This is a genomic window from Clostridium thailandense, from assembly GCF_019207025.1.
GTDB lineage: Bacteria > Bacillota > Clostridia > Clostridiales > Clostridiaceae > Clostridium_AM > Clostridium_AM thailandense.
In genome coordinates this window covers 1-15,638 of sequence record NZ_JAEEGC010000150.1, presented here as the reverse complement: position 1 = coordinate 15,638, position 15,638 = coordinate 1, and the positions used below count along the sequence as shown (strand labels likewise).

The 15,638-nt window shown below is 26.4% G+C and carries 14 protein-coding genes and 1 pseudogene; 1 reads left to right on the top strand and 14 read right to left on the bottom strand.

The window, feature by feature from the left end:
• Positions 1–377 precede the first annotated feature (377 nt).
• From I6U48_RS24485 to I6U48_RS24475, 3 genes are all read right to left on the bottom strand, one after another.
• On the bottom strand, positions 378–1,424 hold the full coding sequence (locus tag I6U48_RS24485; protein WP_218323106.1) for a serine/threonine protein kinase: 1,047 nt from the start codon (positions 1,422–1,424) through the stop codon (positions 378–380).
• Positions 1,425–2,179: 755 nt separating this feature from the next.
• Positions 2,180–2,440, bottom strand: coding sequence for a hypothetical protein (locus I6U48_RS24480; RefSeq protein WP_218323105.1), 261 nt, complete (start codon positions 2,438–2,440; stop codon positions 2,180–2,182).
• An 85-nt stretch (positions 2,441–2,525) separates the two neighbouring features.
• The gene (locus tag I6U48_RS24475) at positions 2,526–2,987 is read right to left on the bottom strand and encodes a hypothetical protein (RefSeq protein WP_218323104.1); all 462 of its coding nucleotides are present in this window, start codon (positions 2,985–2,987) and stop codon (positions 2,526–2,528) included.
• A 163-nt stretch (positions 2,988–3,150) separates the two neighbouring features.
• Here I6U48_RS24475 and I6U48_RS24470 point away from each other — a divergent pair, with 163 nt between their 5' ends.
• Positions 3,151–3,504 (top strand): helix-turn-helix domain-containing protein, encoded by a 354-nt coding sequence (locus I6U48_RS24470; protein WP_218323103.1) that lies wholly within the window; start codon positions 3,151–3,153, stop codon positions 3,502–3,504.
• A 134-nt stretch (positions 3,505–3,638) separates the two neighbouring features.
• Here I6U48_RS24470 and I6U48_RS24465 read toward each other — a convergent pair whose 3' ends face one another.
• The 11 genes and pseudogenes from I6U48_RS24465 to I6U48_RS30380 all read right to left on the bottom strand — a co-directional run bounded on the left by I6U48_RS24465 (position 3,639) and on the right by I6U48_RS30380 (position 15,460).
• On the bottom strand, positions 3,639–4,241 hold the full coding sequence (locus tag I6U48_RS24465; protein WP_218323102.1) for a hypothetical protein: 603 nt from the start codon (positions 4,239–4,241) through the stop codon (positions 3,639–3,641).
• A gap of 122 nt (positions 4,242–4,363) precedes the next feature.
• A complete protein-coding gene (locus I6U48_RS24460) occupies positions 4,364–5,041 on the bottom strand; it encodes a metallophosphoesterase family protein (protein ID WP_218323101.1) in 678 nt (225 codons plus the stop codon).
• Positions 5,042–5,141: 100 nt separating this feature from the next.
• On the bottom strand, positions 5,142–6,053 hold the full coding sequence (locus tag I6U48_RS24455) for a competence protein CoiA (RefSeq protein WP_218323100.1): 912 nt from the start codon (positions 6,051–6,053) through the stop codon (positions 5,142–5,144).
• 42 nt (positions 6,054–6,095) lie between these two features.
• Positions 6,096–6,491: pseudogene (locus tag I6U48_RS30385) on the bottom strand (DUF6718 family protein).
• A gap of 372 nt (positions 6,492–6,863) precedes the next feature.
• The gene (locus tag I6U48_RS24445) at positions 6,864–7,739 is read right to left on the bottom strand and encodes a tyrosine-type recombinase/integrase (RefSeq protein WP_218323098.1); all 876 of its coding nucleotides are present in this window, start codon (positions 7,737–7,739) and stop codon (positions 6,864–6,866) included.
• A 232-nt stretch (positions 7,740–7,971) separates the two neighbouring features.
• Positions 7,972–8,754, bottom strand: a complete 783-nt coding sequence (locus I6U48_RS24440; protein WP_218323097.1) for an HNH endonuclease — start codon at positions 8,752–8,754, stop codon at positions 7,972–7,974.
• Positions 8,755–9,657: 903 nt separating this feature from the next.
• The gene (locus I6U48_RS24435; protein ID WP_218323096.1) at positions 9,658–11,409 is read right to left on the bottom strand and encodes a DEAD/DEAH box helicase family protein; all 1,752 of its coding nucleotides are present in this window, start codon (positions 11,407–11,409) and stop codon (positions 9,658–9,660) included.
• 653 nt (positions 11,410–12,062) lie between these two features.
• On the bottom strand, positions 12,063–12,335 hold the full coding sequence (locus tag I6U48_RS30645; protein ID WP_446681756.1) for a hypothetical protein: 273 nt from the start codon (positions 12,333–12,335) through the stop codon (positions 12,063–12,065).
• Positions 12,336–12,468: 133 nt separating this feature from the next.
• The gene (locus I6U48_RS24430; protein ID WP_218323095.1) at positions 12,469–13,026 is read right to left on the bottom strand and encodes an RNA-guided endonuclease TnpB family protein; all 558 of its coding nucleotides are present in this window, start codon (positions 13,024–13,026) and stop codon (positions 12,469–12,471) included.
• A gap of 1,128 nt (positions 13,027–14,154) precedes the next feature.
• Positions 14,155–14,418, bottom strand: a complete 264-nt coding sequence (locus I6U48_RS24425) for a hypothetical protein (RefSeq protein WP_218323094.1) — start codon at positions 14,416–14,418, stop codon at positions 14,155–14,157.
• 124 nt (positions 14,419–14,542) lie between these two features.
• Complete coding sequence (locus I6U48_RS30380) at positions 14,543–15,460, bottom strand: tyrosine-type recombinase/integrase (RefSeq protein WP_218323093.1); 918 nt, start codon at positions 15,458–15,460, stop codon at positions 14,543–14,545.
• Between the last annotated feature and the right edge of the window lie 178 nt (positions 15,461–15,638).

Here is a 15,638-nt window from a genome sequence, read left to right as displayed (position 1 = left end):
CAGCCAGTAGAACCAAGATTTATTTGATATATGTTTTTACCCTATTTATATTGATATATACCGTAACAAAATTTTAACATTTGCCATAATCTATATCCAGTATATCATGAGAAAATCAATAAAATCAAGGGGTTGATTATGGTATACATCTTAATATTTTTAAAACACTTAAATATTACAAATATTTAACTTTCTCCATCAATATATCTTTACCTATCTTATTTGTATAATGTGTACCCATATAAATACTCTATTCAATACTTTAGAAATTTAAATTTTCATTATAAAAATAAAAGAGATAGTTATACTTTTTACCATCTCTTAATTTAAATAATAATATTTAATCTTCCAATCTTAAGTTGATATTACCATTCATCTTATTTTAAAATCTTAAATTCCTTTACTCCAGATAATATTAACTGAATACCTTCTGAAAGCACCTCAGAATAATCTGGAAAATCAATTTTTACAATACTTTTTTTCATCTTTTCCATATCAATTTCTGTTATCTCATATATTTTTTTTATTTCTTCATCCTTTTTATTAGTAAAATTAGCATTCAACTTATATGGTTTCTGAATTTCATTAGCAATTACATTAACTACTTCCCATATACTAGGTCTTTCATCTTTTTCTTTTTCTATAAGTTTCATTATAATATCAGATATCTGTTCAGAAATAATATTTGATATTTCATTTGGCCTAGCTGGAACATCATTTAAGTGTGCATACGCCATAGCCGCAATAGAGTTCTTTGTAAAAGGAAGCCTTCCAGTGAGTATATGATATAGCGTACATCCTAATTGATAAATATCAGTACTAATTCCCTGTTTTTCACCTTTCCATTGCTCTGGAGCTGTATAACCTGGTGAGCTTACATCCTTTACAGTATGTGTTCTTGTTGCCTCATCTATAAATTTAGCTATTCCAAAATCGCCAACCTTAATCAAACCATGTTTGGACAAAAATACATTAAGAGGTTTTATATCTCTATGTTGTATACCTTCTTTATGAGCATACTCAATCGCCCTACATATATGTAAAGAAATTAGCAAACTAATATTATAGTATGTTATAGCGTCAATGGTTGGTTTTATTCCATCTATCCACTTCTCAACAGTAACACCATCTACAAACTCCATTGCTATATAATAATTATCTCCATTTTCAATTGTAAACTTATTAAAGTCTAAAATTGCTATAGCATTTGGATGTCCAAGTAAACTAGCTGCTGCTATAGCTTCATCTAATAATATTTTCTCAGCCTTAGGATTTTGTTTTACATAATGTGCATTAACAAACTTGAGCGCTACATTTCTATTTAATATTAAATCCTTTGCCTTCCATACTTCTCCCATTCCCCCTGGCGCAACAAACTCCATCAATTCATATTTTTCATTAATTTTTGAACCTTTTGTTAACATTTTTTCACCCCACAAAAATTTCTCTATTACATTAATTTTTCATATTCACCTCAAAATTTATTTATAAAATATCATTTTATCTTAGCATTACTTAATCCTATGCATTATTTTTGTTTTCTACTTCCTGTTTATGCCTCAACTATTGCTTTTATTTAAATTTTAAATTTTTGCCCACTTACTACTTTAATTTCTACCCCTTATCTAAACACAAACGTAAAAATTTCAACATTTTTTAGTATTGATTTTGATAATACTACGCGATTTATAGACCTTTTCTAACTTTCCGTGACAAATTATTCTTTAGACCATTTATATTTTATATCGTACTATACTAAGACAAAATATTCAAATTTAATATAATATTAAGTTAAAGCAGTTTATTATATTAAATTTGAATTACTCTTTGTTTAACATCTTTTATCACTCCTAATATGTATATAATACTCAACCTATATTGATACTAAGAAAACTCTTTTTTACTGCTTGTACAAAATAAATAAAAACCAGGACATTTTGCCCCAGTTTTCATTTTAAAAAACATAACATTATATTTACTGAAAAGTATTATTCAATATTCACTATAACCTATTGAACCTAATAGAACATATCCTAACCGTATATTTAAATATTCTTGAATGTGTCTAATATTCTGTACATAATTACAAGTTCGCTCAAAGTAACTTCAAGTGAAGATACAGGAATAGCATATGCTGAAGTCATAGCCCCTAACGGAATACCGTAATGTTTTTTTGTATTCATCTTCTGTATTTTTTTATAAGAATTTGATTGTACCTCAAATACTTTATATTTTTGTCCATTTTATTTGCAAGAGTTCTTAGTATATTAACATCAATAGCTTTCTTAAAATAGCAACCGACAAAACTATCAAAATGCTTATAAACTGCATATAAAAGTAGCTGTACATTTTCAACAGTTTCTAATGGATGTTCATAATTACACTCTAGATTTATCCAAACAGTAATCTCATTAAAATCTTTCTTACTTTTAAACATCATTATATATACTAATCCTTCATATTTATTCTTTTAGAGTTTTCATATAGATTATAAAATTAATTTAAATAATAGTTCAAGTAGAATTCTAAAGCTTACCTGCTTTCCATTGGTTACCACATTTTAAGCAAGTTACCACAACTTTTTTACTGCCTAAGAATCCTCCTAATAATCCTACTTGACCAAATAGTGCTAGTCCTCCAACTGCCTTACCTACACTAAATCCTTTATTATTTGAAGTAATTTGTGTGCTTCCACATTTTGGACACCTTATCTGATTTTTAATGCTACTATTTTGAACTTGAGCCTTTTTTTCACTTTCAAAGGTTCTTAAGTTTCTTTTCTTTTCTGTCATATTGTAAAATTTTAACATTTTTCTATAATTAACAATTGATGAATCTATTTCCCCACAAATGTTACATTTTATTTTTTCTTTTAATTCATATCCCTCGCTAGTTTTAATACATTTTTTCTTTTCAATAGTAAATTCTTTTTTACATAAATTACATTGAACTAATAATAAATCCCCTTCTTCTTTAATTAAATTCATTGCCCTTCCCTCATTTCAATAGTATTTCTACCCATTTTATATAACTGTAATTTAATAACATAATACATTTATTTTACCAAACTATAATTATAAGTACAATGTGTACTTATAGTTTATTAATAATTATACTAAGGTGTTGCTAAACTCTTATTGGGTGATTAAAATGGTATTAAATTATAAACAATTTGGGAAAAGAATTAAAAAACATAGATTAAATAAAAAATTAACACAGGAACAATTAGCAGAATTAATTGGTTTATCTTCTGTATATATATCCCATATTGAGGTTGGTAGTACCAAACCAAGTTTAGAAACTGTCTTAAAAATTTGTAATGCACTTGAAATTACACCAGATGCAATATTAATAGATTCTGTTTATTCTTCTAAAGAATATTTGCAAGATGATATTGCTTTACTGTTGAAGAATTGCTCTGCAACTGATATGAAATTAATTATTGATTTAATAAAAACAGTTCTTAATCATAGAAATTCTACATTTAATTTTTTTACCATTTAATTGTATTCTAGTTTCATTCTCACCATAACTTTTATTTTTAGCACCATATACACATTTGTTATCTCTCCAAGAAGAATCTGTATAAATTATCATCTTATTTTTCATTTCTTCTACCAATGCTTCCAAGCATTACACTATAAAAATTTATCATGCAATTTATTAAATAATATAACATACTTGTCTATTTTATCGTCTACATAATTAAATACCTCATCACTAAAATAACCTTTATCATTCCCCGTTTTGTAATACCTCCACTCATCTTCTAGATATCTTTTCGTTAAATCTCTAAAACCTTCCCAACATTTATAATTATTTGTATGAATATAGCGATGATGTCCTTTGTCGTACACTAAATACAGATTCCAAAGTTTGTCGTTAATTTTATTCTTATCATGATGATGGACAATGAATTTTGATATAGTTCTTATATCTACTTCTAATTCTTTAGCCATTATGTATTGTGCTCTTTTATATTCATATCCAGAGAACATCATATATCCTTCTTTATCACGTATATATTCTTTGTTACTTCCAAATTTATCAACTACATCATTACCATACTTTTCAATATAATATAATCTCACGGCACATGCTGGTTCATTGATTTCCTTTCCTATATATTTACAATTTACTTTCTTTCCGTTAATTATAAAATCATTATATATATTATCAATATATCTTTTCTGATAATCAGTTAAATACTTTGTTAGAGGTATGTCATTTAAATTAAACATTATTTATACACATCCTTATCATATCTAATCTACAATTAATAATTTCATTATTTACTATGTACTACTATATGCTCCTTACAAAATCTTTTTTATATAATTCACTTTATAATTATAGTAAGATTTTATTTTATTCTAATTATTTTTTCATAGAGCAATGTATGCTTATTATCTAAATCAATATCATCATGAAAATGCCCGAAATACCAATGCTTATAGTTTAAATCTGTCTGCAACATATTAAAAAAACTATTAAGTGGATTATTTTCTTTAATCCAGCACATTTGTTGCATTAGTTCTATAGATGCTGTATGTGTAATAACATAATCAACGTTCCAATTATTTTTATCAAGGTTGTCTAATGCTTCATCATATTCACTTTTTGATGGCATTTCTTCCTTCCACCAACTTTTCCCTTCTACTCTGTTGTACTTATCTATTGATTCTGCTCCTCCCATAGTAAAGAATTTTAATCCATCAAGGATATACACTTGTCCCCTCATAAGGTGAATTACACTTTCATTTATAAAGTGAACTTTCCCACTATTCCATTTTTTGATTTCATACTTATTAAGTAAATCAAAATTTTCATGATTGCCATCTATAAATAAAGTTGTAAATTTTCTTTCACTTAACCACTTTCTCCACTGTAACTCTTCTTTACTATTATTCCAAATTCCACCGAAATCACCACAAATGATTAAATAGTCATTTTTATTCATTTTCATCTGTTCTTCAAAATTATGTTCATCTAATTTCTTTATATCATTTGGAATATGTGTATCACCAGTAATATAAATCAATTTAATGCCTCCTTCACAAGTGCAACATTTACTATATCTAACTGTACGTTCCATAGCTACAATGCTTTTATATAAACTAACATAAGATAAAACCAAAATTCTATTTCTTATTTCTTTTAGCTTTTTCTTGCTCTATTAGCTTTTTAACATATTCTCTATTTTCTTTATCCTGTTCTTCACTAATTTTAAATGTTTTTACTTTGAATTTTTTATCTGATTTAGCTTTTTTCTTAGTTTTCTCTCGTTTTAAAACATTGTTAATAAAATTTTGATATGCTTTGTCATATTGAATTTTAAAATCACAATTGATAGTTCCATGCATGTCAATTAAAATATCTTGTATTTTATATTCCTTTGTAAATAATTCTTTATAGTATGCTCTTCCTTTATACTCCATCTTTTTAATCAAAATTATAGACTGCTGTTTAGTATTCAAAAATTTGATAATATCATCATCGCTTTTATATGCTAAAAATTTTTCAAAAAAATCTATTGAAACATTTTTAATATCTTGTTTATTATATTCTTTTGTACTTAGCAACCATATATTATTAATATTATTACTTTTATAAAAATCATGTTTTTCTTTCCAGTCAGTTATTTTCATATCTATTCTTAAAAATTCCACTGCCAATTGAGTACCACTTTTAAATTTAGCAAAAACATCACTTCTTCTTATATTGGAATGTCTATAGTTAACCGAAATCTCTGCATCTATATATTTTTCTTTAAGATATTGATATATTATACTTTTTCCTTTTTTATGCTCTTCCGTTTCTTTTTTGCCATACTTCTCCCAGTAACATGATTCATTTTTATTTTTATGTGCAAAGTGAGGTACTTTATCATTTCCTGCTCTTAAAATTACTATATCTCCACACTCCTCACAAACCAATTGCCTGTTTTGACTAGCTTCTTTTACATATTCTAACTTCTCCATAATATATTCATCATATTTATCTTTTAAATCAAGCGAACAAATCTGTTGATTATTTAATAAACAAGTTAACATAATTATATCTCCTTCAAAGTTATATATTAGGAATATCTTTTCTTACATTTTTTCAGCATTATCAATAAATTCACTTACATTATTAATAATATTAAATGGAGCATACTCCCCCCATATTTCTAAACTACTAATTCTCACAACTTGTTTTGAAGTATTTTTTAATCTTGCAGTTAGAAATCCTAATAATCATGTAACTTCATTACTATCATTTAATTCAATTGCAATGCTTCCTTTTTTATTAAAATCTTTAACTATTAGATAACACATTTTTGCCAATTCCTCCATTGCTTCTGCATTCTCTAAAACAACCTTGTCTATAATTTCATCATCTTCTTTATTTTGTTTTTGCTTTAAAAATTCTATAAAATCAATAACCTCTTTTTGCTTTTCTTCTGATAAATCATTTACATCTTGAATAATCTTTTCTGAAAATCCCATTTATTACACCTCCTTAATAACGTTTCATTACTCAACATTTAATTACTTTTTTTGTGTTTAGTTTTAAAGATTCATACTGATATGATAACTTATTTTAAATATATTGTCAAATATGGAAATAAACTCTAAAAAAGTAAGTCGAATTTTAATTATTTTTATATATTACTGTTTAATAATGAAAAATATAGCTTACTTTTTTAGAGTTGCATTACATATTCAAATATACATATGTATATTGCTAAAATCCAAAGAAAGTGTCCGTATAGATGTACTCCAAGCAGTATTCAAGTATACTTTTTGTTTTTAGTTGTAAAATATCCCCCCCATCCTATTCATCTACTACAAGCAGAAAAGAGATGCCTTTAACATCTCTCATAATAATTCTGCTTTGCTCTTCATCTTTTCTTTTGTTGGATTAGTATATAATAAAGTGGTATGGATATTTGAATGTCCTGCTTGATTTGCAACTTCATGTACTGAATACCCTGCTTCTAAAGCATTACTACAATAAAAATGTCTTAAAGTATGTGGTGTTATTTTATTGGAATACTTATTAAACAACCTGTTTATAACAGTTCTATCTATTTTATTGTTTTTATTGCTAATAAACAAATAATCTAAATCTATTTGCTTACATTTACGCTCTTGCAAATATTCTTTTACTGCATCTATTATTTTCGAATTTATATATACTATTCTTTGTTTATTACCTTTTCCACATTTGACTACTATTTCTTTTGCCGTTAAATCAATATCATCTAATTTTAAATCTAAACATTCACTTATTCTTAATCCTGCATACGCCATAATTGTTACTATTGCATAATTTCTGTTTCCTTCATATTTTAATATCTGCTGTCTAAATGCTTCAACATCATTTTTGGTTACTACAGCAGGTGATGCAACTTCTGTCTGTATTTTAATATTATCTTTTTTTGATACCACTACATCATCTTGTATTCCTTGCTCTTGTAAATATTCATTAAATTTTATTAATGCTGATAATTTAGCATTTATTGTTTTAGCACTCTTAACACCCTTATCAATATTTTGCAAATAAGATTTATACTCTAACACATTTTGCCTATATAATTTTTGTATTTCTTCCCCAAATGAATTTTTGTACCATTTAAAATAATTCTCTAAATGAAGCATATATGATTTAATAGTATTTACTGCTTTCCCACCTTTAATTAGATACTCTTTAAATCCATTTAATGTACAACTCTCCCATAAATTATGTTGCATTAGTTTCCACCCCTACCATAATAAATTATGTTGCATTATCTACTTATATAATACTACTTTCAACGCAAAAACACAACATAATTTATGTTATGTTGTGTTATTTTGAAATAGTTTTTAGATTTTAATAAGACCCATTTTTCTTAGCTCCTCAGTATCTTTATTGAATATATTAAAAGTTAGGAAGCAACTGTCCTCTCTAAATCTCCATTTACTTTCATTACACGTTAATTTATTAATATATATATGTTGATACACATTTATCATACTTATCCTTTGTCATTTTAGCTTCAACCATATTGATAGCTTTATTTTTCTTACTTCGTATTCTTATCTTTAGTTTTATATTTTCATCCATTTTTATATTTTTACATATTTTTTCATTCTCTGGATAAGTCATCTGGTGAATTTTGTACAAATCTAAATCAAATATTAAATCATTTATGTTATCATATTCCAAAAATAACAAGTAGTTATTAGCATAATCTGGAGAGTTATCACTTACACCTAAATCACATAAAATTACCATAAATTTATCCTTTGTATCATTCATCTTCAAATCTATTGTATAAGGAAATACAAATTCTTTTATAGCTTTTAACTTTATATAGTGTAATTCTTTTTCTATTTTGATTAAATTATTAAACGTATTATCCTTTGGATTTGAATTTAAATGGTCTATTTCATATTTTGATGTATCCACTTTTTCTCCTGTAATGAATTCATATATTAAATAATGTAACTTGTTATTTTCTCCATTTAGATATGCCTTGAAATAACCTTCATTACATGTATCATAAGTTATTTTATATTTTCTTAAATGCATAAGTAGTTCCTCGTTATTATCAATAAATGACTCCTTATCATTTTTGTCATGTATATTTGTTGCATTAGTAATTATTGTTACAGTTCCATCACTATTAAGTATATATCTATTCTTTTCACTTGAATATTTCTTCTCAAATTCCTCCTTACTTATTTCATCTTGAAATATTTTATTGCTGTTTATCTCACACATTTACTTTCTCTCCTATCAATATTGTTATTTGTGCCTCACACTCATGGTCAGTACACTGAAATGGTCATTTATCTTTTATCACCTTATAGACCTTCATTATATATATTGTTCCTAAAGTTAGTAATTGTCATAGTTTTCATTAAATTAATCACCTCTTTACCTATTTCACTGTACGTATTTACATACTCGAATGTTTAAATTAGACAATATACAGGTATAAATTGGAGCATGTATCAGTTTTATCGTTAAATAACGCACAACTTGCGATACTTTCTCTGTATATCTTTTTATATCTCTTATTTTCTCTAGTTCAATACAAAAATTCATAACAAATCTCAAAAATTTCACCCTATGCGGGAATAGATGTGTTCAATCTAGAATTTTAACGTCTTAAGAATTATATTAACGCTTACTAGTTTTATGTTTATCTACCATCGCTTTCTGCCATTCTTCTGATTCTTTCTGGATTAATTTTAAATTTTTATATTTATTTAATCTTCTATTATTTTGTCACCACTTATATTTTCATAGTTTTCCTTAAAATTAATCTCAATCATTTAACATTCCTCCATAATAACTTATTAACGCTGTATCAATTACAATAATGTTAGAGTAACATTATTAGGTTATTCCTGTACCAGAACTAACACTTTATATCGTGTAATTTATTTCAAAAAGTACAACCTAATCTCCTAATATATACTTTATAGGGAATTAAGGTATACTTTTCTTAAAACTATATTTATATAATCATCCTCTATAAAAAAATATTATGAATGCTTATCCGGTATTGGCTATTGCAAAATTTATATCTTACAATATTTAAAATACTTTCATCCTAATTAAATTGTATAATTTGATTGCAATAACAATTTTTTGTTATTGTTCAATACTACAGCCCCATTAAACAATTATTATTCTTTGACCTCTATTTATAATGTTTTTATAAATCATGTATTTTTTTACTTCTGGATGATTTAATATCTTATTTGAAAATTGCGCTTTACTTTCATATTCTATCTGCTCCCTTAACCAATTTTTTTTATAACCGCCTTTATCTAATGAATCTAGTAATTTTATAAATTTATCTGCATAAGAATCTTTGAATCTATTAGAGTTATCATATTCTTTTCTTTCTTGCCTTTGCACATCAAAATCAAGATTATATACGTTTATCCCCTTCAGCTGTTTTATAAGCAAATTAACGACGCCTTCGTCATTATTGATGATGTAATAATCTGCTTTTACAGCTAATCCATCATCATTTACTTTCCGCTGAATTCTTTTAATTGCTTGATATAGTTCTGCGGAAATATATGATACCCTTATCTTATCGAATTCTTCATTTTTGAATTTCATAACACCGTTTTCTGGATGCTGATAAAGCGTATATTTGTTATTCATTATTTTTTGACTGTAATACATGTATTTTAGTATATACACTTCCGCAGGTATATTTGGCGTTTGTATTATAAATATCTTATTGAAATCTTTCCAAGCATTTTTCCCATTCAAGTTGCCGAAGTGGTTCATTGCAATATTTTTATTATCAAATCTTAAATTTTTTTCATCTAATTTGTTGCCTATGACTAACACTTTATCGTTTTCTTTTATAATAGATTCCACCTCTTCCTGCACATGCTCATAAAAATCTTTATATTTAGATTTTGCATATTTGGTTGTATTACAATTGTATACATACAAATTGCAGTTAGAGTGATTTATAATTTTACTTTGTGGTGTACTTGTATCAAACAAATCAGAAATCCTATATATATAATTGAAACCACCATTGGCATCTAGCAATATGTTCTTTTTCAACAGCCAGTATTTAATTCTTTTGTCATATGTGCAAATCTTATTTTTCATAATAATACATTGATTATTATAAATTTGGTAAATCTCATTTACTTCTTCTATAAAATCTCTTTTGACCATTGATACATCTTTACCTGTTTTTTCATCTTTTTTAACTTGTGTTCTAGAATATGCATCATTAATAAAATTTTTAATTTGACCTTTTAGTATCCTTATTTCTTTATTTTTATTGATGTCGAAAGTAAGAAAAAGCATTTCTTTTTGTTCTGATAGAGCTAAATCTATGTCCCTTATTACTTTTTCATATCTACCTCTCATCCATCTCGGTAAGACCGTCGAAAACCAATCCATTCTTTTCTTAGAATATTTAATTGCTTCTACCATATTTATTTCCTCGTCAACAATCAATATATCCATATATTTTTGAAATAGTTCTACCTGTTTTGGATACTTGCTTATCTGCTTGTACTTTTCATGTGTTATCACAACAACATTGAATTTTTCCAAATACTTAGGTATATAATCATATTTGGTTGTTTTATTTATTGCTACAGCAATATTGGATTTCGCCATGATATTTATTTTGGAATGTATAAGATTATAAAAATCAGAGTTGTTTTTCACAGATTCTACTGTATCATCAAATCTTGTAACAAATAGAATTTTTTTATTTGGATTAATCTTATATAATTCAGTTACCACTTCCACTGCTGTCTTAGTTTTGCCTAGTCCACACTCTAAATCAAATAATTTTATGTTGCTAGGATTATTAAAATCTCCTAATATTAGATTTCTTAAATATTCTTTATGATTATTTAATTTTTCAATATAGTTCATTTTAACGTTCTCCTTTTTATGCTCATATATTTGATATAAAAATATTTCACATTGCCATACCTCCTTATAACTCTAAAAAAGTAACCTTTTTATTATTAATTTTTTAAAATTAATATTTGACTTTCTATTTGTCTAATGATATGATAATATTAGGCAAATAGAATTCACTATATTTATACATTAAATTCTATTTTACCATAAAACGATATATGGGTAAATGTATAACATTACCATATTTTAAGATTACTTTTAGGTAGTCTTTTTTATTTTGTAATAATTTCCAAAACAAATCTATCTACATCTTTATTTTATATTATTTTTTTCAGCAAATAAAAAAGATATATGTATCATTACATATATCCTAATATAATAACTATACAGTAGCATATGCTCGTGAGCATACTGGAATGCCTCTCGGAATACTGTGAAGAGGGTTAACCTTTTGGAGTGCTTAATTCCTTATGGTCTAAACCTTTGGAAACCTCCAACTTCGGACGCTAAATCGCCCCAACCTTTATCCTGTTTTCTACTGCTAAAACAGAAGGTTATTTTATTAATAAAAATCTTAGATTACAGTTCTATATACATTTTTTAATTAACTATTTATTATTTTTCTCATCTTGTATAATACACTAATTTCCATATAGTTAATCTTAACCCATATCGACAACAAATTCTATGATGTATGGAAGTTTATTTACATTCCATATAGTTAATCTTAACCATTGTGGGATACCTACTATAAATGGAGTTTCTGTAACATTTACATTCCATATAGTTAATCTTAACCAATTATTCGTTAAAGAAAATGGAAAGATTGTTTTAATATTTACATTCCATATAGTTAATCTTAACCTATCTAAAGTATCTACTAAATCTTTAATGGTTTCTTCATTTACATTCCATATAGTTAATCTTAACCCCATCTCAAAATTGAGCTAAATTAGAGGTTTAACACTCAATTAAATCTTATTTTTGCAGTAAATGTATGGTAGTGTTTTTTATTTTTTTAAGTAATTTGCCTTAAACTATTGATTTTACTATTATTAGAGGTATTTCTTAAAATTTTTGATTTACTGCAGAATCATCATCCAAACTGTTTTTATAATATTCACTTTCTTCTTTTGAAGATATATATTTTGTGCTCATTGCAATATTTCTACTTGCATTATAATCTGCATTAGCTTTAAATCCACACTTCTTACAAATAAAAGTTTCTTGTGTTTCTCTTTGTCCATCTTCGTAATTTCCACATTTACTACAAGTCTGTGATGTGTGGTATGGGTCTATATAACATACTGCAATTCCTTCTCGTTCTGCTTTATACTCTATCATTTGTTGAAGTTGATAATAAGCCCAATTTTGTAGTAAAGTTCCTTTAGTTGCTTCTTGCATAGACAATAATTCCAAATTAATTTGCCCAGCCTTATTACCTAATGCAAACTTTATTATATTACTGGATAAAAAGTGATTGTACGTCCTATTATAATTGCTTTGTAATTCTCTATATTGATTTATATTAGATAGCTTTTTCTCTCTACCTTTGCCACCTTTTGTTGATTTTAGTTGACGATATAATCTTTCCCGTCTTGCCTTAAATTGGATGTTAACTTTCATGAAATCATCATATTATTTATAGATTGAATTAGAGCCTATATGCCTTTGTCATTTCTCAATATTTAACATCAATGAACTTGACAATCTATTCGTATATAAAGTATTAAATCAAAAGTATACGCTAACATATTTTAATCAAATAAGATAATATTATATTTAAACTTATTTTACTTTTGTGATATAATATTAGAAAGAGAAACCCTTCCAATGCGGGGTTTAAGGCTTGAATGGTAAGTTTTTAGAAGATGGTCACTGGTCAGAGTGACTATTTTCTTTTTTTGATTATAATTGATATTTTATATGGTAATTTTAATTCTAAATGAATCTCTATGTTTCCTCTTTTATGGATTTCAAAAACTCATTAACATCACTCCATTTAAGTTTTCTTATACTTTAAAATATTTTAAGGATAATACGCTACCCCTATTACTTTTGAATTTTCACTTGACTTTTGCTTTAAATATTTTATGCTTTTGGAGGAGTTAAGCAACGGACATAGTTTCCCCTTTCTTAGGGGAAACTTAAAATTTTATGCTTCTGTTGTCGTTGAAGTTTCCGTATACTGCTATTGTATTCCATATTTTAATATTGCAAAAACTGCCCTACAATACTTTATTCACAGCTTTATCAACAAGTTATCAACAATTGACTGTGTATAAATTATATAGAATCCTGTACTTTAGTACCAGTTAACCACCCATATAATATTTTTAATGGTTATATGTATCCATTTGAGGTGCAAATAGCACAATAACAGTAATACTACTTGTCCCAGTGGATTTTATGCGTCAGCCCCACTAAACTTACTCTATATATTTTAGGTTACTAGAGTGCATACATAACCAACCCATCCCTTAAAAAAAGGCATAAGAAATAAACCTTGCAAAACCCAATTTTTTTTGTTAGAATTTATATGTGTTAAGTATAAATTTTTGTTAGATTGAGTTTTAACAAGAATTTATTATTTGTATTAAATTTTAGTTACCTATGTCAATAGGTATCTTTATTCTTTTTTTGAAGTAGTTCATTATGCTATAAAGCATAGAACAATTTATTTATAATTATCTAAATTTTTAACAATATCCCTTAACAAAAGTTACTAAAACAACAATATACATCTTTATTAGATTAACTTACTTTTAAATCCAATGTACCTCTCATAGCTTTAAACATATCACTGTCTACAGACATATACTTAACGCTTACTCTGCCTGTGCTGTGTAGCATCCCTTGGTAAATCCTAAACCTATAGCTACTAATTTCAATAATAACAACATATGTTTCAGTTCCATGTCTTTCACTTATTTCATAATTTTCATAAACAACTAATTCCTTATCATCTGCCATGTCCATCATTTTTTCATATACAGCTTCTTTTAATACATTTGACATACTCATATCCCCTCACTTAATCATATTCATTAATCTCTTATATACCGATTCTAACGCTATTTAATTCTTAGACATATTTATACACCATTTATTTATCACCTTATCTTATATAGCATATAAGTGCCTATTTAAGACCATTCAACCCCATTAGTGGGCTTGTATTAATGCTCATGCTTACAATTTCTTCATCATTGATTGATTGTAAATATCGCTTTGTAATCATAATATTTTCATGACCAAGCAGCCGAGATAAACTATACACATCCAAACCATTTTTAAGCTGTGACTGTGCGAAGTAATGCCTAAATGTGTGTGGGGAACATCTAATTTCCTCTCTAACTCCTGCACGTTCTCCTGCAATCTTTACAACACGTTCTAATGATTCTACTGTAAGCGGTTTACATCTATACGATAGAAAATAGTTACTGCACCTAACAATTTTATCCTTAAAATAGAACGCCTTAATTCTTTCATATTTAATCATAAATTTTTTTAACTGAGGACTTATTGAAACATGCCTGTCTTTGTTTCCCTTGCCACGTATAGTTACATAAGTTTCACTAATATCTGAATTTCTAACACTGCAAGTTTCGTAATTCCTTGCTCCTGTATCTATTAAAAATGCCAAAATAGTTTTATTTCTTGCGTTCATATAATTCAAGAAACTATAAACATTTAACATATTAACAACTTCTTCATCTGTAAAAGTCTCAATAAGTTTTTTAGGTTCTCTTTGCCATGATACTTTTAAGCATGGACTTTTACTTAGATACTCTTCTTTAACACAATACACAAAGAACGCTCTTAAACATTTTAATATGTTATTTACATAAGATTCAGTTAACCCACTTTTGATTAAGAACTGCATATACTGCTTTATGTGTAAGTGTGTTATATCTTCTAATTCTGTTATTTTAAATTCATTATTTATATATTTAAAAAATCTTTTGTTACTATTTCCATAGCTTTTTATAGTTCTGTCACTAATTTTTCTTATTTCACAGTCAAATATGAACTCCTTTAAAACATCATCAATAAACACAAAAACACCCTCCTATACTGGCTATATACCAATATAAAAGGGTGCTAATTTTGCATATTATTAATTTACATATACAAATTTAAAACATATATCTAAATAAACCTAAAAATGTATTACGTACATCGTAATCTTTAAGATGAAATTCCCCTCAAAGCCTTAGCCTTCAAATCCTTCTGGG